The organism is Kitasatospora sp. NPDC101801 (assembly GCF_044766665.1).
Lineage (GTDB): Bacteria > Actinomycetota > Actinomycetes > Streptomycetales > Streptomycetaceae > Kitasatospora.
Genome location: NZ_JBIWML010000020.1, coordinates 44978 through 62256, shown reverse-complemented (window position 1 = coordinate 62256; position 17279 = coordinate 44978). Strand labels below are relative to the sequence as shown.

The window sequence follows — 17279 nt, the reverse complement described above, 5'->3', positions numbered from 1 at the left end:
CCTCCTACTCCGCAGGGTGGAGAGCCGACGTGACGCCGGTAACGTCCGGGGCATGAGGTGGATGCGGTGGCGGACCGCCATGGAGCAGGCGTTGTACGGGGCCGACGGCGGGTTCTACCGCAGGCCGGAGGGCCCGGCGGGGCACTTCAGGACCTCGGTGCACGCCTCGCCGAGGTACGCCGGAGCGGTCACCCGCCTTCTGACGGAGGTGGACGCCGCACTCGGCCGGCCCGCCGAGCTCGCCCTGGTGGACGTCGGGGCCGGCCGGGGCGAGCTGCTGACCGGGGTGCTGGCCGCGGTCGGCCCGGAGCTGGCCGGGCGGCTGCGCCCGTACGCGGTGGAGCTGGCCGACCGGCCGGCCGGGCTGCCGGAGTCGGTGGTGTGGACGGACCGGGTGCCTGACGGGGTGTCGGGCCTGCTGTTCGCCAACGAATGGTTGGACAACGTGCCGTTGGAGCTCGCCGAGCGGGACGAGGACGGCGCACTGCGGTACGTCGAGGTGGCTCCGGACGGGACCCGGCGGACCGGTGGGCCCGTGGACCTGGCGGACGCCGACTGGGCGGCCCGCTGGTGGCCGGACGGCTCGGTGGTGGAGCTGGGCGGCCCCCGGGACGCGGCCTGGGCGGCGGCGGTCGGGTCGCTGGAGCGCGGGCTCGCGGTGGCGGTGGACTACGCCCACACCCGGGCCGACCGGCCGCCGTTCGAGACCCTGACGGGCTTTCGGGACGGCCGGGAGGTCGCCCCGGTGCCGGACGGGTCCTGCGACCTCACCGCGCACGTGGCGCTGGACGCGGTGGCCGCCCCCGGTGTCCACAGCCTGTGGACGACGCAGCGCGAGGCGCTCCGGGCACTCGGGGTGGACGGCGGTCGGCCACCGCTGGCGCTCGCCTCCACCGATCCGATGGCGTACCTGCGCGCACTCGGCGCCGCAGGTGAGGGGGCGGAGCTGACCGATCCGGCCGGTCTCGGCGGGTTCGGCTGGCTGGCCCAGGCTGTCCGGATGCCGGTACCGGAGAGCCTCGCGGGGCTGCCGGGATGGCAGACTCTCACCCCATGAGGGAGACCACGGTCGGCGTCGGCGCGGGTGCGGAGAATCTTGTCGGGGAGCTGGGCACCAGTGACATGGTGCTCAACATCGGCCCGCAGCACCCTTCCACGCACGGTGTGCTGCGGCTGAAGCTGGTGCTGGACGGCGAGCGGATCGTCTCCGCCGAGCCGGTGATCGGCTACATGCACCGGGGCGCCGAGAAGCTCTTCGAGGCCCGGGACTACCGCCAGATCATCATGCTGGCCAACCGGCACGACTGGCTCTCCGCCTTCTCCAACGAGCTGGGCGTGGTGCTCGCGGTCGAGCGGATGCTCGGCATGGAGGTGCCCGAGCGGGCGGTCTGGATCCGCACCATGCTGGCCGAGCTGAACCGGGTGCTCAACCACCTGATGTTCCTCGGCTCGTACCCGCTGGAGCTCGGCGGGATCACCCCGGTCTTCCACGCCTTCCACGGGCGCGAGGAGCTCCAGCACGTGCTGGAGGAGGCCAGCGGCGGCCGGATGCACTACATGTTCAACCGGGTCGGCGGCCTCAAGGAGGACCTGCCGGCCGGCTGGCTCGGCCGGGTCAGGGCGGCGGTCGCCACCGTCCGCTCGCAGCTGCCGGTCTTCGAGGACCTGGTGCTCGGCAACGAGATCTTCCGGGGCCGGACCGCCGACGTCGGGGTGCTGTCCGCCGAGCACGTGAAGGCGTACGGCGCGAGCGGCCCGATCGCCCGGGCCAGCGGCGTCGACTTCGACCTCCGCCGGGACGAGCCCTACCTGGCGTACGGCGAGCTGCAGGACGTGCTCCGGGTGGTCACCCGGCAGGAGGGCGACTGCCTCGCCCGGTTCGAGTGCCTGCTCGAACAGACCGTCAACTCGCTGGCCCTGGCGGACGCCTGCCTGGACCGGCTGGCCCAGCTGGCGCCCGGGCCGGTCAACCTGCGGCTGCCCAAGGTCCTCAAGGCACCCGAGGGCGCCACCTACGCCTGGACCGAGAACCCGCTCGGCGTGAACGGCTACTACCTGGTCTCCCGCGGCGACAAGACCCCGTGGCGGCTCAAGCTCCGCTCCGCCTCGTTCAACAACATCCAGACCCTCACCGAACTGCTCCCCGGCACGCTGGTCGCGGACATGGTGGCGATCCTGGGCTCGATGTTCTTCGTGGTCGGCGACATCGACAAGTAGCGGCCTTGTGCAGAGGCTCAGTTTTGCCAGGTGCTCAGCGGTCCACGGCCCAGGGGTCCGGGGCTGCACCGTAGGCAGGCGCTCAGCGGTCGACTACCCAGGGGCTCGGGGAACTGCGAGGAGATCTGGTGTTCGGGTCACTGCGAAAGTGCCTGACCGCCTACGCGACGGTCACCTTGCGAAGGTCGGCGTCGCAGTTCCCCGAGCCCCTGGCTCCGTAGCGGGCTGAGCGACTGTCAAGAAGATCGGCGTCGCCCGCGCGGCGGAGCCGCACATCAGCGGAGCCCCGGGCCCCTGGTGGTGCACCATGTGCCGAAGGCTAGGCGGGGTCGGCCGGGTGGGGGGCCAGGGGGGTGCCGTTCTTGATGCGTTGGTCGCAGAGGTCGGCGAGGACGGCGTAGCCTGCCGGGCCCATCAGTTCGGTGAGTTCGGGGCGGTAGCTGACGTAGACCGGGTCGGGGGCGTTGTGGGCGTCGGGGCTGCCGGTGCACCACCAGTGCAGGTCGTGGCCGCCGGGACCCCAGCCGCGGCGGTCGTACTCGCCGATGGTGACCTGGAGGTAGCGGCTCTCGTCGGGGCGGTCGATCCAGTCGTAGGTGCGGCGGACCGGGAGCTGCCAGCAGACGTCCGGCTTGGTCTCCAGCGGCTCCTTGCCCTCCTGGAGGGCGAGGGTGTGCAGCGAGCAGCCGGCGCCGCCGGGGAAGCCGGGGCTGTTCAGGAAGAGGCAGGCGCCGTTGACCCGGCGGGTCTGGCGGTCGCCGTCCTCGTCCAGCATGGTGATGCCGCCGTCGACCTTGATCCGGCCCTTGGCGTCGGTGCCGTGGGCGTGGTTCTCCCAGATCTCCGGGGTCAGCCGGGCGGCGTGGCCGATCACCCGCTGCTCGTCGTCCTCGTCGGAGTAGTGGGCGCCGAGGGTGCAGCAGCCGTCCGACTCGCCCCGGCCCGGGCGGATGCCCTGGCAGCCGCGGCCGAAGATGCAGTTCCAGCGTGAGGTGAGCCAGGTCAGGTCGCAGCGGAAGACCTGCTCCTCGTCGCCGGGGTCGGCGAACTCGACCCAGGCCCGGGCGAAGTCGAGCGGGACCTCGGGCCGCATGGTGGGCATCGCGAGGTCGATGCTGCCGCTCTTCCGGTCCTTGGACTTCTTGCTGGTCTTCTTGCTGTCTGCTGCCACCGGTCAAGGGTATGGCCTGGCGTCGGTGTCCCCCGGTGACGGCTCCGGCGACCGGTGAAGTTGCGGTGAGAAACCCGGACGGGCCCTGCGACGGCGGCCGGTGCTGGCCCTAGGATGGCGGCCAGGTGTCTGCACGGGGGTGCTGGGGGGAGTGCACGGATGGGTAACGGTGGCGCAGGCGAGTTCCTGATCAAGCCATGGGAAGTACGCGGTGAGGGGCGGGAGTTCGAGAAGATCTCGAACGACTACGCCCGGGCCGCGCTGGCCCTGGAGCAGGGTCTGACCGGGCTCGGTACGCCCTGGGGCGGTGACCGGCCCGGCAGTGGCTTCGGCACCGCGTACACCGAGGCGCAGGGCATGTTGCTGGCGGGGCTGAACGGCCTGGCCGACCGCCTCGGCGGGATCGGCACCGGGCTGCACACGATGGCCGAGTCGGTCGACCGCACCGACGGCGAGGTGGGCGCCGATCTGGCGCAGGTCGACGCCGCCCGCCCCCCGGTGGGCTGACGCTCCGTCGGGAACCGCGGCGGCCCGTCCGTACGTGTTGCTGTCCGTCTCCTTGCTGTCCGTCCCGCAGAACCCGGAAGGAGGGGCCTGGTGTCCCGAAGCGTGCCCGAGGAACTCGTCCCCGTACTGGCCAGGTTGGGCCATGAGTGGCCGCAGGCCGACGAAGAGGGTCTGCGTCGGGCGGCGGCCGTCTGGCGGGAGTTCGGCGCCGAGGCGGAGCAGCTCAGCCGCCGCGGCGGGGATTCGGCGCAGCGCGTCACCGGTGAGAACTCCGGCAGTTCGGTGGAGGCGTTCGCCGCGCACTGGCGCGGCTTCGCGGGTGGCGGCCGGGGCAGCCTGGACGACGCGCAGAGCGCGGCCGAGCTGGTCGGCGCCGCGTTCGAGCGGGCCGCCCGGGCGGTGGACTCGTGCAAGGCCGAGATCATCGCGGCGCTGACCGAGCTGGCCGCGGAGATCAAGCTCGCCCAGAAGGTCGAGTCGGTGGCGCACTCGGTGCTCGGCGTGGTCGGCGACGTGGTGGCCGACGTGGTGGTCGGGGCCGGCGAGAAGATCGCGGTGGAGCTGGCCAAGCACAAGGTCGGCAACCTGCTGGAGGAGCTCGGCCGGGAGATGAAGGAGGGCCTTCAGCAGGCGCTGAAGGAACCCGCCGTCGTCACCCTGGAGCGGATCGCCCAGGCCGACGGGTACACCCCGGCCCGCACCGCCGGTGCGGCCGGCGCGGTGGCCGGTGCGCTGCTCGGCGGGCGGGCGGTGGCCAAGGTCCGGACGCTGTCGGCGGCCGTCGACCGGAAGGGTCACCTGCTGACCGACGCCCAGGGCCAACCGGTGCTGGTCGACGAGCGGGGCGAGCGGGTGCAGGGCGTCGAGGGCGTCACGGTCGCCAAGGACGCGCAGGGCCGGCCGGTGTTCGGTGCGGACGGCAACGTCGTGGTGGTCGGCCAGGACGGCAAGCCGGTGGTCGGCGTGGCGCTCGGCTCCGACGGCACGCCGCTGCGGGACGGGCACGGCGGGCTGGCCCTGGTCGGCTCCGGCGGTCTGATAGCGGCCGCCGGGGTCTCGGTGCTGCTCGGCCGCGACGGTAGGCCGGTGCTGGGCACCGACGGCGAGGTCGTGGTGCTGGACCAGAGCGGTGCGCCGGTCCGGGGCACCGACGGCCACGTGGCCAAGTTGGACGCGAACGGTCAGCTGGTCACCGACGCCCAGGGACGGCCGGTGATGGTCGACGACCACGGCGACCAGGTCCGCGGCCCGGCCAAGCACGGTGCCGGCGTCGGGGTGCACCTCGGCGGCGTCGGGGTCGACCTCCAGGTCGGCCCGGGCGGCATGGAGGCGGACATCGAGATGCGGGACCACGCCGGCGGCAAGGTGCCGCCCGGCCAGGTCCAGGTGCAGGCCGGGCCGCTGTCGGCCTCGGTGCAGGCCGACCTGCCGGTCGGCGGCTCCGGTGCGGGCCACGGCGGTGGCGGCGGTCAGGGTGCCGGTGGCAGCCACGGTCACGGTGGTGACAACGGGCGTGGTGGCGGCGGGATCTGGGGCGACCCCGCGCCGTCGCACCGGTCGGAGGCCGCCCAGTACGGCGGGTACGGGCCGCAGCGTCCGAGCGTCTCGGTGGACTTCGACTACGGCGGCGGCGACCCGACCCCGGTCACACCGGTGCACCACGGACCGGCCTCGGTCCGGACCGACTCGGTGGCGGTCGCGCCGGCCCCGGTGAACGCGGGACCGGTCTTCGGTGACGGTTCGTCGGCCCCGGTCGGCGGCCGGGGGCACGGTGTGGAAGCGACGATGCCGGGTGGTGGCGGCGGGTCCGGGCTCGGTCCGGTCGGCGGCGGGGCCCCCGGCGGCCCGGTCGGTGCGCCGCCGATGGCACCCCCGCCGGCCGCTGCCGCCGCGGGTGTCCCGGTGACGGCCACGCCGTCGACTCCGGTGGTGTCCGGTGCGGTCGGTACGCCCGGCGCCGCAGGTGCGGCTGGTGGCCAGTCCGGCGTGGTCGGTGCGGTCGGCGCCGTGGGCGGCCAGCCGCAGGCCGGTGCGCACGGGGCGGGCCCGGCCCGCCCGGTCGGCACGCCGCCGGTCGGACTGGTGCCCAACCCGCTGCCCGTGCAGTCCGGTTCGGGGCCGATCGCGGTCGGACCGGTGCCGCTGCGCGCCTTCGAGACACCGCCCGAGGCCCGCCGCCGGGACGGCGAGAGTCTGGCCGACCCGGCGCAGGCCGCCCCGATCGCGGCGATGTTCCTGATCGCCCACTCCTACCGGCGCACCGCCCCGGAGCAGCCGGGCGAGCGGCAGCGGGCCCGGATCATCGCGGACGGCCGCCCGTACGACACCGGCGGCGGCCTGGGTCCGGTCGACCCGGCGCACCAGGCGGAGGTCGAGCGCCGGGTGCCGCGCGAGGCCGAGGGCGAGCCCTCGGTGCACCCGGACCCGCGCTTCGGCGACTGGCCGGAGGCGCTGAACGGCGGCGGCTTCCGCGAGCCCGGCCGGGCCAACAACGGGCTCGACCTGGCGCTCTCGGCGCTGGACAGCTACCTCGGCAACACCACCTGCGGCGCGCCCAGGCTGCCCGACGGTCCGGCCGGCGAGTTCGGCGGCCGGGACCGCGCCGAGCGCGAACTCGGCACCCAGTTCAAGGACCTGGGCTACGGCCCGGAGGCCCTCGAACAGCTCGCCGAGGTGCTCAGGCGGGGCGGTTCCGGCACCCAGGCGGTGCTGCTCACGCTGGACGAGTACGGCCGCTCGCACACCTGGAACGCCTTCGTCTCCGGCGCCACCCTCACCTACCTGGACCCGCAGACCGGCTACCGGTCGGCTGCCCCGCTGCACCCGGCGGACCAGGGCCTGTGGGCGATCGGGCTGGAGGCGTCCGGGCGTCCGCTCGACCTCTCGGCGCTGCAACCCGCCATCCCGGTGGTCGAGTTGACCCCGGCTCCGGAGCCCGACCCGCTGGCCAAACCGGTCCCGGAGCCACCCGCCCCGCCGCGCTCGCGGCTGACCATCCACCGCACCGCCGCCAGGAGCACCCGTCGATGACCACCCTCGCGCAGGCCCTCGACACCGCCCACCGGTGGGTCAACGGCGAGTTGGCCCAGGAGAGCCGACGAGCCGTCCGTGCCCACGAGTTCGACCTCGGCTGGGTGGTCTGGCCGGAGCCCGCCCCGGTCCGGGTCGACCCGCTGACCGGTGACCGGCGCGCCCCGGAGGAGCTGGCGGCGGCCTGTGGGGTGGTCGACCGGACCACCGGCGAGCTCACCGTCTGGCCCTCGGTGCCCGTCCCGCAGGTGGTCCAGCTCTACCGCGACCGGATCGGCGCGGGCGGCTACGACCCCGCCCTGCCGCCCGCCACCGGCCCCGGCTGCCGGGCCCAACTCCGGTACCGGGACGCGCTCGGCGAGGAGCGCACCCTGGTGCTGCGGTCCGCCACCGGCCGCCCGCACCCCGCGCTGCGGGCCTGGCGGCAGCTCGCCGAGCAGGGCGTCCCGCCGGAGGACGTGCTCTCGGTCCACACCGACCTGCGGCCCGCCATGCTGCCCGGCGGCTACGTCGCGGCCGTCCTGCTCGCCGCCCTGCCGACGGCCCTGCACAGCCACGACCTGGCCTACGGTCCGCGCTACGACGGCCGGGCCCGCGCGGTCCGCTCGGCGGGCGCGGCCAACCCCCGGCCGAACCGGGTGCCCTTCCCGGCCAACGTGCCCCCCGCCCAGCCGGAGGGCGAAGCCGCCCTGGCCGCCCGGCTGGCCGCCCAGTTCGGCCCGCAGGGCGTCCGCCGCTTCGACCCCGCCCACACGCTGGCCGCCGACCTCCCCGAGGCGGTGGCCCGCCCGCTCCAGCAGATCGGCCTGCCGGTCGCGGTCGGGGGCTTCTTCGCCCTGCACCACCCGGTCTCCGACGGCATCTCCGACGGCACCCCCGACGCCCCCGTCCTGCCGGACCTGGTCGGCTACCTCGCCACCCACGACCTGGCCGCCCGGGCCACCGAACAGGCCCGCCGGGAGCTGCTCGGCCAGCTGCTGATCGGCACCGACGGGTGGGCCCTGCTCACCGTCGACACCGCCCAGGGCCGGATCCGCGCGGTCGACCCCGAGACGGCCGTCACCCGCTACGTGAACGCCGACCTGACCGCCTTCGCCCGTTCGCTGGCCCTGCTCGCCGACCGGCTGCCCAAGCTCCGCGACCTCCACCCGTCGGCGGCCGGCCAAGCCGTGGCCGAACTCCAGTGGTCGCTGGCCGCGCTGGACCGGACGGTCTTCGGTGACCCCGAGAACTGGTGGTCCGTCATCGTCGAACAGCTCTGGCACGGGATTCTCTAGCTTTTCGCAGGGGCTGCGCTCCGGGCCGGCGATCGGGCAGCTACGGTCCGGGGGCTCGGGGCTCTGCTGAGGTGCGGCTCCGCCGCGTGGGCGAGGAGAGCTGGCGTTCGGGTCACTGCGAAAGTGCCTGACCACCTACGCAGGGATCACCTTGCACGAGGCCGGCGTCGCAGTTCCCCGAGCCCCTGACCGTAGCTGCTCAGCCACCTGCCAAATGGTCGGCGTCGCCCACGCGGCGGAGCCGCACCACAGCAGGGCCCCGAGCCCCTGACTCCGTAGCGGGCTGAGCACCTGCCGAAAACCTAACCTCGGAGGAAGCGCTCCAACGTGGTGGCCAGTGCGACCGGGATCTCGTACATCGGGTAGTGCCCCGTGTTGGGCAGCAGTTCGAGGTCGCCGTTGGGGTAGTGGGTGAGCCAGGTCCGGCGGTAGAGCTCGGTGGTCAGGGCGAGGTCGTGCTCGCCGACGAAGGCCCGGGCCGGGAGCGGGAGTCCGGTCACCTTGGGGGCGAGGTCGACGGTGGTCCAGTCGTCCAGGTAGGCGGCGAAGGCCTCCGGCCGGGAGCCCTGCACGGACTGGGCCGTCATCCGGTCCAGCCAGACCCCGGTGGCCCGTTGGCCGGTGACCAGGTCGAGGATGGCGCGGCGGTTCGCCGGGTGTGCGGCGGCACCGTGGAACAGGTCGAAGGCGTCGCCCAGCGGGTACGCCCCGGCCGGGACCGGGGTCAGGCCGGCCAGCCGCTCGACCCGGTCGGGGGCCAGCGCCAGCACCTGCTGGGCCGCCTTGCCGCCCATCGAGTGACCGACCAGGGAGAAGCGGTCCCAGCCCAGTTGGTCGGCCAGGGCGAGGGCGTCCAGGGCGATCTCGGCCAGGGTGTAGTCGCCCGGCACGTCGGCCCGCTCCCCGTAGCCCCGGTAGTCGAGGAAGGCGTAGCTGAAGGCCGTGCCGTCCAGGTAGTCCAGGAACGGCCCCCAGCCGGCACTGGTGCCGAACCAGTCGTGCAGCACGAGGACCCGTTGCGCGCCTTCGCCGACCAGTCGGTGAGTGATCGTCATGCCGTGCTCCCTGTGTGCGAGTTGGTGCAGGGAAGCTACCCAGGGCGTCCGGGCCGATGCCTCCGGCGGCCGGGACGGACTGGTGTTATCCGGCCACCGGCGGAGCCGGATCGCGTAGCGTGGCCCGTTATGCGACTCGGTGTACTCGACGTAGGTTCCAACACCGTCCACTTCCTCGTGGTGGACGCGCACCCCGGTGCTGCCCCGTTGCCCGCGTACTCGCACAAGGCGGAGCTGCGGCTCGCCGAGCTGCTGGACGAGGGCGGGGCGATCACCGAGGTCGGCGTCGACAAGCTGGTCGGCATGGTGGCGTCCTCGCTCCGGGTGGCCGAGGACAAGGGCGTGGTCGACCTGCTGCCGTTCGCCACCTCGGCCGTCCGGGAGGCGGCCAACGGCGAGGCGGTGATCCGCCGGGTCGCCGAGGAGACCGGGGTCGAACTGCGGGTGCTGTCCGGGCAGGACGAGGCCCGGCTGACCTTCCTGGCGGTCCGCCGCTGGTACGGCTGGTCGGCGGGGCGGATCCTCGACCTGGACATCGGCGGCGGCTCGCTGGAGCTGGCGGCCGGTCTGGACGAGCAGCCCGACGTGGTCTGTTCGCTGCCGCTCGGCGCGGGCCGGCTGACCGCCCGGCTGCCGGGGGACGTGGCGGACCCGGACGACGTCCGGGAGCTGCGCCGGTACATCCGGGCCGAGATCGCCCAGGTGGTCGGCGAGTTCGCCCGGCGCGGGGCGCCCGACCACGCGGTCGGCACCTCCAAGACCTTCAAGCAGCTGGCCAGGATGACCGGCGCCGCCCCCGCCGACGCGGGCCCGCTGGCGGTCCGCAAGCTGACCCGGGCCGGGCTGGCCGCCTGGGTGCCCCGGCTGACCTCGATGACGGTGGCCGAGCGGGCGCAGATCCCCGGCGTCTCCGAGGGCCGGGCGAGACAGCTGCTGGCGGGCGCGCTGGTGGCCGACGCGGCGATGGACCTGTTCGGCATCGAGGAGCTGGACATCGGCCCGTGGGCGCTCCGCGAGGGCATCATCCTGCGGCGGCTGGACACCCTGGACAGCCCGGCCGACCGGCGGCCCGCGCTGACCGGGTGACCTGCGGCACACCAATACCGCGCGAGGCCGCTTACGCTGTTCCCCGTGGCGGAACCAGCGGATGAGGACGGAACGCGGGCGGGCCGCGCTGCCGGTGACCCTGCCCGGCAGCCGCGGCCGGCCCGACCGCGGCGCGCCAAGGCCGCCGCCGAGCGGGTCCCGGACGGGGACGGCCGGCGGAGCCCGGGCGAGCGGGCCGCCAAGTCGGTGAAACCGGCCAAGGCCGCCAAAGCCGCCAAGACCGCGAAGAGCGGCAAGACCACCACCCAGCCCAAGCCCGGCAGGCCGAAGCCGGCCAAGCAGTCACAGCTCGCCCTGGCCACCCAGGCGGTGAAGGCGGTCCGGGCCGCCAAGCGGCCGGCCGACCGGGCCCCGCTGCTGCGCACCACCGACCGCCTGGTGCTGCCGCCGCACGGCGACGCCCTGCACGTGCCGGACACCAAGGTGGTGCTCTCCACCGCCTCGGTCTACCCCGAGAACACCGTGACCGCCTTCGAGCTGGCCGCCAGGCTCGGCTACGACGGCGTCGAGGTGATGGTCTGGAACGACCCGGTCAGCCAGGACGTCGAGGCGCTCCGCCGGCTCTCGGACGCGCACCGGATGCCGATCCTGGCGGTGCACGCGCCCTGCCTGCTGATCACCCAGCGGGTCTGGACCACCGACCCGTGGACCAAGCTGGTCCGGGCCAGGGCCGCTGCCGAGAAGCTCGGCGCGGACACCGTGGTGGTGCACCCGCCGTTCCGCTGGCAGCGGCAGTACGCCCGGGAGTTCGTCGAGGGCGTCAACCGGATGGCGGGCGAGACCGAGGTCCGGTTCGCGGTGGAGAACATGTACCCGTGGCGCTACCGCGACCGCGAGATGCTGGCCTACTCGCCCGGCTGGGACGTCACCGAGGAGGCGTACCGGCACTTCACCATCGACCTCTCGCACGTCTCCACCTCGCGGATCGACGCCTTCGAGATGGTCGACCGGATGGGCGACCGGCTGGCCCACGTCCACCTCGCCGACGGGGCCGGCTCCGGCAAGGACGAGCACCTGATCCCGGGGCGCGGCACCCAGCCCTGCGCCGCCCTGCTGGAGCGGCTGGCCAGGACCGGCTTCACCGGCCACGTGGTGCTGGAGGTCAACACCCGCCGCGCACTCTCCCCCGCCGAACGCGAGGCCGATCTCGCCGAGGCCCTCGCCTTCACCCGGCTCCACCTGGCCACGGCCAAGCGCCGCTAGCCCTTCCGGGCATCAGCTGCGCTTCGGCCATCGGGGGCTCGGGGAACTGCGACGGTTCGTGGCTGGCGGGCAAAGGGCGAAAGTGCCTGACCACCTACGCACGGATCACCTCTTCCGAGGCCGGCGTCGCAGTTCCCCGAGCGCCTGAGGACCTAGGCTGGTCGGGTGACGACGTATCAGCGACAGGACCACGCGAACTCCTTCGGCGCGGTGGCCGCCGAGTACGACGCCGGGCGCCCGTCCTACCCCGCCGAGCTGTTCGAGGAGCTGGCGCGGCTGACCGGCCGTCCGCTCCGGGGCTCCGAGGTGCTGGACGTCGGCGCGGGCACCGGGATCGCCACCCGGCTGCTGGCCGCCCGAGGGGCCAGGGTCACCGCCGTCGAGCCGAGCCCGGGGATGGCCGCGATGCTCCGGCGGGTCAGCCCGGAGCTGCCGCTGGTCAAGGGCACCGGCGACGAACTGCCGTTCCATGACGGCACCGCCGACCTGATCACGTACGCCCAGGCGTTCCACTGGACCGACCCCGCCCGCTCGATCCCGGAGGCGCTCCGGGTGCTCCGCCCCGGCGGCTCGCTGGCCACCTGGTGGAACGTCAAGGACCGGCACGTTCCGTGGGTGCGGGCGATGGGCGAGCGGCTGGCGGCCGGCATCCCGGAGGGCTACCACGGCTACGGCGCGGTCAACGAGATCGCCGAGGTGTTCGCCCCGTACGGCCCGGTCGGCCGGGCGGTGCTGCGCTGGGAGCGGGTGATCAGGGTGGACGCCCTGATTACCGACCTGCGCTCGCGCTCGTACGTCGCGGTGCTGCCGCCCGAGCGGCGCGATCCGCTGCTGGAGGCCGAACGGGACGCGCTGCTGGCCGAGTTCCCGGGCGGCGAGGTCACCGAGCCGTACGTGCTGGACCTCACGGTGCTCACCAAGGGGTGACCGGATGGCGGACACGGTGTCCGTCCGCTGGTACCGGGGCGTAGGCTCGAAAGCCACGGCGACCCTGCACCCTCCCACCTTCAGCAGGGCCGCGAACGCGCCTGAGAAGGAGTGGACACAGTGCCCGAGCTGAAGTCCCGTACGGTCACCCACGGTCGCAACATGGCAGGCGCCCGGGCGCTTCTCCGGGCCGCCGGCGTAGCCCGCGAGGACTTCGGCAAGCCGATCATCGCGGTGGCCAACTCCTTCACCGAGTTCGTGCCCGGGCACACCCACCTGCAGCCGGTCGGCCGGATCGTCTCCGAGGCGATCCAGGCCGCCGGTGGCATCCCGCGGGAGTTCAACACCATCGCGGTGGACGATGGCATCGCGATGGGCCACCACGGCATGCTCTACTCGCTGCCCTCGCGCGACCTGATCGCCGACTCGGTCGAGTACATGGTGAGCGCGCACTGCGCCGACGCGCTGATCTGCATCTCCAACTGCGACAAGATCACCCCGGGCATGCTGATGGCCGCACTGCGCCTCAACATCCCGACCGTCTTCGTCTCCGGCGGCCCGATGGAGGCCGGCCAGGCCGTCCTGGTGGACGGCACGGTGCGCAAGCTCGACCTGGTGAACGCGATCTCCGACGCGGTCAACGAGAACGTCTCGGACGCGGACATCGCGATCATCGAGGAGAACGCCTGCCCGACCTGCGGGTCCTGTTCGGGCATGTTCACCGCCAACTCGATGAACTGCCTGGCCGAGGCGATCGGCCTGGCGCTGCCGGGCAACGGCTCGGTGCTGGCCACCCACACCGCCCGCCGGGCGCTGTACGAGGACGCCGGCCGGACCATCGTGGACATCACCAAGCGCCACTACGAGCAGGACGACTACTCCGTCCTGCCGCGCTCGGTGGCCTCCCGCGCCGCGTTCGAGAACGCCATGGCGCTGGACATCGCGATGGGCGGCTCGACCAACACGATCCTGCACCTGCTGGCCGCCGCTCAGGAGGCCGAGGTCGAGTTCGACATGCGGGACATCGACGCGATCTCGCGCAAGGTGCCCTGCCTGTCCAAGGTCGCGCCGAACGGCAAGTACTACATGGAGGACGTGCATCGGGCCGGCGGCATCCCCGCCATCCTGGGCGAGCTGTACCGGGGCGGGCTGCTCAACGAGGACGTCACCACCGTGCACTCCTCCTCGATGGCCCAGTGGTTCAAGGACTGGGACATCCGGGGCGGCGCCGCCACCGAGACCGCCGTCGAGCTGTTCCACGCCGCTCCCGGCTGCGTCCGTTCCGCCACCGCCTTCTCCCAGTCGGAGCGCTGGGACACCCTGGACACCGACGCGGCGAACGGCTGCATCCGCTCCATCGAGCACGCGTACTCCACCGAGGGCGGGCTCGCCGTGCTGTACGGCAACCTGGCCGAGGACGGCTGCGTGGTGAAGACCGCCGGCGTCGACGAGTCGATCTGGACCTTCAGCGGCCCGGCCGTGGTGCTGGAGTCCCAGGAGGACGCGGTGGACGCGATCCTCACCAAGCGGATCAAGGAGGGTGACGTCGTCGTCATCCGCTACGAGGGCCCGAAGGGAGGCCCCGGCATGCAGGAGATGCTCTACCCGACCTCCTTCCTCAAGGGCCGGGGCCTGGGCAAGGCCTGCGCGCTGATCACCGACGGCCGGTTCTCCGGCGGCACCTCCGGTCTGTCGATCGGTCACGCCTCGCCCGAGGCGGCCTCCGGCGGCACCATCGCGCTGGTCGAGGACGGCGACGTCATCGCCATCGACATCCCGAACCGCTCGGTCGAGCTCAAGGTCTCCTTCGAGGAGCTGCACGAGCGCCGGCTCAAGCTGGAGGCCGGGACGGGCTACCGCCCGAAGGACCGGGTCCGCCCGGTCAGCGCGGCGCTGAAGGCGTACGCGGCGATGGCCACCTCCGCCGACAAGGGCGCGGTGCGCGACGTGAGCAAGCTGGGCTGACGCCCGGTCAGGCGGCCGTCCCCGGGTCCGGGAGACGGCCGCCTTCGTCGTTTCCGGGGGTGGCCGGGCCATAATCGATCCCGTGGACGAACAGCAGATCCCCCAGCCCAGGCCCGCCGACGGCCCCGCGCCCGAGCCGATCCGCTGGTTCGGCACCAGCTGGCTGGAGCGCGGCAGCGGCTACTGGGCCCGCCGGGTCGCGGTGCCGCTCGGTGCGCTGGTCGCGGTGGCGGCCGGGGTGCTGCTGCTGCGCTTCGCGGTCGAGGGGGTCAGGGACTCCGAGGCCGGTGGCTTCGTCTACGGGCTGCTGGTGGCCGCGATCGGGGTCTGCTCGCTGCTCTCCGGCCTGCGGACCTGGAAGGTGCTGAGCGAGGGCAAGTCGGCCCTGACCGGGTGGATGACCGAGGAGAAGTCGCTCGGCGCGGTCTGGCTGATCGGCTTCGCCGGCGCCCTGTTCGCCTACTTCCTGCGCAGCCTGACCGAGGCCCCGGGGGAGGCGGTCAAGCGCGCCGGGTACGACCGCGCGGTGCTGGACGCCGGGCGCCGCCGGAGTGGCCAGGCCGCCCGCAGCGGGAACCCGAAGCGGGCGAAGAAGCGCCGCTGAGCCGGCCTCAGACCGGCTTCGGCACCTCGGTCGCGGCCCTGGGCGTCGGGTCCGCGCTGGGCGGCACGGCCGGGCTGCTCGGGGCCGGACGCGGCTGGTCGTCACCGCCCGAGCCGGCCGAGAGCCGGAGGCTGAACAGCAGCACCCCGATCACCGCCAGCACGATCAGCCAGGTCTGCCACGCCTTGCCGACGCCGCGCGGCCGGCTCCGCTTGGGCCCGTCGTTCACGGACCGGCGGCCGCCCGGGTCGACCGGCGGCTGCTGCTTCCAGCGCGCGGCGAGCATCCGGGTGCGCCCGGACTGCTCCTTCACGGTGGCGGCCCGGACGAAGTCCTCGTCCAGGACCAGCCCCTCGAACGGGTCGGGCTGCTCCGCCGGACGCTGCTCCGGCTCTTCGGCTATCGGCACGTCGCCAGTATGCCTCGCGGAGCTGTCGGACGGCCGCCGGTTTCCGATCAGCTCCGGCTGACCGTGCCGCACCCGCCGTCGGTACGGACCGCTCCGCTGCGGTCGTACGGGTCGGTGGTCGGCCCGGTCTGTGACGGCTCGGGCGAGGAGCCGAACGCGAGCTGCTCGAACTGCGGGTGGTAGAACCCGTCGTCGACGTTGCAGGCGCTGTTGCCCGCGAAGCTCTTGTTCTTCTCGAAGTTGATCTTCTTCGGGTCCACCTTGTAGTTCTTCGGGTCGTAGAACCGGAAGGTGGTCTCCCGGCGCACCACGGTCCGGGCGGTCCAGGTGGCCGGGGCCACCACGGCACCGGGCACCGGGGCGGCTCCGCTGCCCGGTCGCAGGGCGTAGACGAAGGTGTAGTCGGTGTGCACCAGCACGCCGTCCTCGCCGTCCCCCTCGAAGCTCATCCGGCCCTGCACCTTGACCGTGTCGGTGGCCGGGACGGCGTCCCGCAGGTTGAAGCGGCTGAACAACCAGGTCCCCTCCAGCGCGGCCGACGGCTTGTCCAGGGCGGTCACCGCCCGCTCCCGGGGCTGCTGGTCCAGCAGGGCGAGGGCCGCCTCGGGCCGACCCGCCGCGATCACCGCCGGGTCGAGGTTGGCGGCCACCAGGAAGTCCTTGACCAGCTTGAGCTGGGCGGTCACCTGCTCCTGGTCGAAGACGCCGACCGCCGTGGCCGGCGGCAGCACGATCGCGTCGGGCCCGGCCGGCCACCCCTCGGCGGGGGAACCGGCCCAGGGACGGGCCACGGTCGGCTGCTGGTCGTCGACCCGGGGCGGGGCGGCAGACGGCTTGGCGGTCTCCGGGCCGACCGTCGGCACGGCCGCGGGTGCGGCGTCGGCCGCGCCCCCGCCGTGCCGGGCGGCGTTCCAGTTGCGCAGGTCGTCGATGTTGAGGGCGGCGAGCGCCACCCCGACCGCGAGCAGCACGAACACCGGCGCCTGCCAGCTTCGCCGTGGCCGCCGCCGGACGTTGCCCCAGGGGTCGACCGGCTTCGGCTTCCGCCCGAACCGCCGCCCGGGCTTCGGTCCGTCGTTGACGGAGCGTCGGCCGCCCGGGTCGACCGGGGGGTTGTCCTTCCAGCGGGCGGCGAGCATCCGGGTGCGCCCGGACTTCTCCTGGACGGTGGCGGAACGGACGAACTCCTCGTCCAGGACCAGCCCCTCGAACGGGTCGTCGGCGGGACGCTGCTGTGGGTCTTCGGCGGTCGGCACGCGCACAGTATGCAGATCGGCTTTTCCCAATACCTCCACCGGGTCCGGGGTTTGGGTGCCGTGCCGGGGAGTTCCGTCCCGGTACGGAGTGGTTCGTCCGATGCTGATCCGGGGTCAGATCTGCTTGCGGGCCTTCTTCACCGAGCCGACCACGCCCGCGACGAGCAGCAGCAGCCCGGCGGGCAGCAGCGAGCCGAACAGCGCCGTGAACAGCCCGGACCCGCCGAGCAGCATCATCGACACGGTGTTCAGACCCCAGAGCGCCCCCGCCGCCGGCAGCGCCGAGCGCCACGGGTGCGCGCCCGCCCAGCGGTGCAGACGCCGGTCAGCGGTGTCCCGGCGGAGCTTGCCGCCGACCGTGCCGACCAGGAAGAAGAAGAACAGACCGAGCCCGACCGGCCCGGCCAGGATGTCCAGCGACCAGTGGCCCGTCACCACGTCCACCCCGAGGGCGGCCCCGCCGACCAGCGCCCCGACTCCGGCCGCCGTCCGCCACGGCCCCAGGCTCGCCGAGGCGACCGCCAACTGCCGGTTCTCACTACGCGACAAAT

At 73.7% G+C, this 17279-nt stretch carries 15 protein-coding genes; 10 read left to right on the top strand and 5 right to left on the bottom strand.

Annotated elements, in window-relative coordinates; translation table 11 throughout:
- Positions 1–52: 52 nt before the first annotated feature.
- Together ACIRPK_RS21985 and ACIRPK_RS21980 are read left to right on the top strand one after the other, a co-directional pair.
- Positions 53–1057 (top strand): SAM-dependent methyltransferase, encoded by a 1005-nt coding sequence (locus ACIRPK_RS21985; protein WP_403040959.1) that lies wholly within the window; start codon positions 53–55, stop codon positions 1055–1057.
- Complete coding sequence (locus tag ACIRPK_RS21980; protein WP_403040958.1) at positions 1054–2217, top strand: NADH-quinone oxidoreductase subunit D; 1164 nt, start codon at positions 1054–1056, stop codon at positions 2215–2217. Before ACIRPK_RS21985 ends, ACIRPK_RS21980 begins: the two co-directional genes overlap by 4 nt.
- 319 nt (positions 2218–2536) lie before the next feature.
- On the opposite strand, the gene ACIRPK_RS21975 is transcribed toward ACIRPK_RS21980, so the two are convergent.
- The gene (locus tag ACIRPK_RS21975) at positions 2537–3319 is read right to left on the bottom strand and encodes a hypothetical protein (protein ID WP_403041002.1); all 783 of its coding nucleotides are present in this window, start codon (positions 3317–3319) and stop codon (positions 2537–2539) included.
- Between the two features lie 228 nt (positions 3320–3547).
- Between ACIRPK_RS21975 and ACIRPK_RS21970 the strand changes: the two genes are divergently transcribed.
- The 3 genes from ACIRPK_RS21970 to ACIRPK_RS21960 all read left to right on the top strand — a co-directional run bounded on the left by ACIRPK_RS21970 (position 3548) and on the right by ACIRPK_RS21960 (position 8202).
- Positions 3548–3895 carry a hypothetical protein gene (locus ACIRPK_RS21970; protein ID WP_403040957.1) on the top strand — a complete coding sequence of 116 codons (348 nt, stop codon included), beginning with the start codon at positions 3548–3550 and terminating at the stop codon, positions 3893–3895.
- A 90-nt stretch (positions 3896–3985) separates the two neighbouring features.
- Positions 3986–6925 (top strand): toxin glutamine deamidase domain-containing protein, encoded by a 2940-nt coding sequence (locus ACIRPK_RS21965; RefSeq protein WP_403040956.1) that lies wholly within the window; start codon positions 3986–3988, stop codon positions 6923–6925.
- The gene (locus tag ACIRPK_RS21960) at positions 6922–8202 is read left to right on the top strand and encodes an SUKH-4 family immunity protein (protein ID WP_403040955.1); all 1281 of its coding nucleotides are present in this window, start codon (positions 6922–6924) and stop codon (positions 8200–8202) included. The genes ACIRPK_RS21965 and ACIRPK_RS21960 overlap by 4 nt, the downstream gene beginning before the upstream one ends.
- A 302-nt stretch (positions 8203–8504) precedes the next feature.
- Here the strand turns inward: ACIRPK_RS21960 and ACIRPK_RS21955 are convergent, their stop codons facing one another.
- Positions 8505–9257, bottom strand: a complete 753-nt coding sequence (locus tag ACIRPK_RS21955) for an alpha/beta fold hydrolase (protein WP_403040954.1) — start codon at positions 9255–9257, stop codon at positions 8505–8507.
- Between the two features lie 129 nt (positions 9258–9386).
- On the opposite strand from ACIRPK_RS21955, the gene ACIRPK_RS21950 reads away from it, so the two are divergent.
- The 5 genes from ACIRPK_RS21950 to ACIRPK_RS21930 all read left to right on the top strand — a co-directional run bounded on the left by ACIRPK_RS21950 (position 9387) and on the right by ACIRPK_RS21930 (position 15063).
- Positions 9387–10343, top strand: coding sequence for a Ppx/GppA family phosphatase (locus tag ACIRPK_RS21950; protein ID WP_403040953.1), 957 nt, complete (start codon positions 9387–9389; stop codon positions 10341–10343).
- Positions 10344–10766: 423 nt separating this feature from the next.
- Complete coding sequence (locus tag ACIRPK_RS21945; RefSeq protein WP_403041001.1) at positions 10767–11567, top strand: sugar phosphate isomerase/epimerase family protein; 801 nt, start codon at positions 10767–10769, stop codon at positions 11565–11567.
- Positions 11568–11732: 165 nt separating this feature from the next.
- Positions 11733–12494, top strand: coding sequence for a class I SAM-dependent methyltransferase (locus ACIRPK_RS21940; protein WP_403040952.1), 762 nt, complete (start codon positions 11733–11735; stop codon positions 12492–12494).
- Between the two features lie 120 nt (positions 12495–12614).
- Positions 12615–14459 carry a dihydroxy-acid dehydratase gene (gene ilvD, locus ACIRPK_RS21935; protein WP_403040951.1) on the top strand — a complete coding sequence of 615 codons (1845 nt, stop codon included), beginning with the start codon at positions 12615–12617 and terminating at the stop codon, positions 14457–14459.
- An 82-nt stretch (positions 14460–14541) separates the two neighbouring features.
- Positions 14542–15063, top strand: coding sequence for a hypothetical protein (locus ACIRPK_RS21930; protein ID WP_403040950.1), 522 nt, complete (start codon positions 14542–14544; stop codon positions 15061–15063).
- 7 nt (positions 15064–15070) lie between these two features.
- Here ACIRPK_RS21930 and ACIRPK_RS21925 read toward each other — a convergent pair whose 3' ends face one another.
- The 3 genes from ACIRPK_RS21925 to ACIRPK_RS21915 all read right to left on the bottom strand — a co-directional run bounded on the left by ACIRPK_RS21925 (position 15071) and on the right by ACIRPK_RS21915 (position 17277).
- Entirely contained in the window at positions 15071–15472 is a 402-nt protein-coding gene (locus ACIRPK_RS21925; RefSeq protein WP_403040949.1) for a hypothetical protein, read from the bottom strand.
- A 47-nt stretch (positions 15473–15519) separates the two neighbouring features.
- Positions 15520–16728 (bottom strand): hypothetical protein, encoded by a 1209-nt coding sequence (locus ACIRPK_RS21920; RefSeq protein WP_403040948.1) that lies wholly within the window; start codon positions 16726–16728, stop codon positions 15520–15522.
- A 114-nt stretch (positions 16729–16842) separates the two neighbouring features.
- Positions 16843–17277, bottom strand: coding sequence for a hypothetical protein (locus ACIRPK_RS21915; protein ID WP_403040947.1), 435 nt, complete (start codon positions 17275–17277; stop codon positions 16843–16845).
- Between the last annotated feature and the right edge of the window lie 2 nt (positions 17278–17279).

Excerpts from the sequence above, each read along its gene's own strand:
- ACIRPK_RS21985 (WP_403040959.1), top strand. The coding sequence starts at position 53 with ATGAGGTGGATGCGGTGGCGGACCGCCATGGAGCAGGCGTTGTACGGG.
- ACIRPK_RS21980 (WP_403040958.1), top strand. The coding sequence starts at position 1,054 with ATGAGGGAGACCACGGTCGGCGTCGGCGCGGGTGCGGAGAATCTTGTC.
- ACIRPK_RS21975 (WP_403041002.1), bottom strand. The coding sequence starts at position 3,319 with ATGCCCACCATGCGGCCCGAGGTCCCGCTCGACTTCGCCCGGGCCTGG.
- ACIRPK_RS21970 (WP_403040957.1), top strand. The coding sequence starts at position 3,548 with ATGGGTAACGGTGGCGCAGGCGAGTTCCTGATCAAGCCATGGGAAGTA.
- ACIRPK_RS21960 (WP_403040955.1), top strand. The coding sequence starts at position 6,922 with ATGACCACCCTCGCGCAGGCCCTCGACACCGCCCACCGGTGGGTCAAC.
- ACIRPK_RS21955 (WP_403040954.1), bottom strand. The coding sequence starts at position 9,257 with ATGACGATCACTCACCGACTGGTCGGCGAAGGCGCGCAACGGGTCCTC.
- ACIRPK_RS21950 (WP_403040953.1), top strand. The coding sequence starts at position 9,387 with ATGCGACTCGGTGTACTCGACGTAGGTTCCAACACCGTCCACTTCCTC.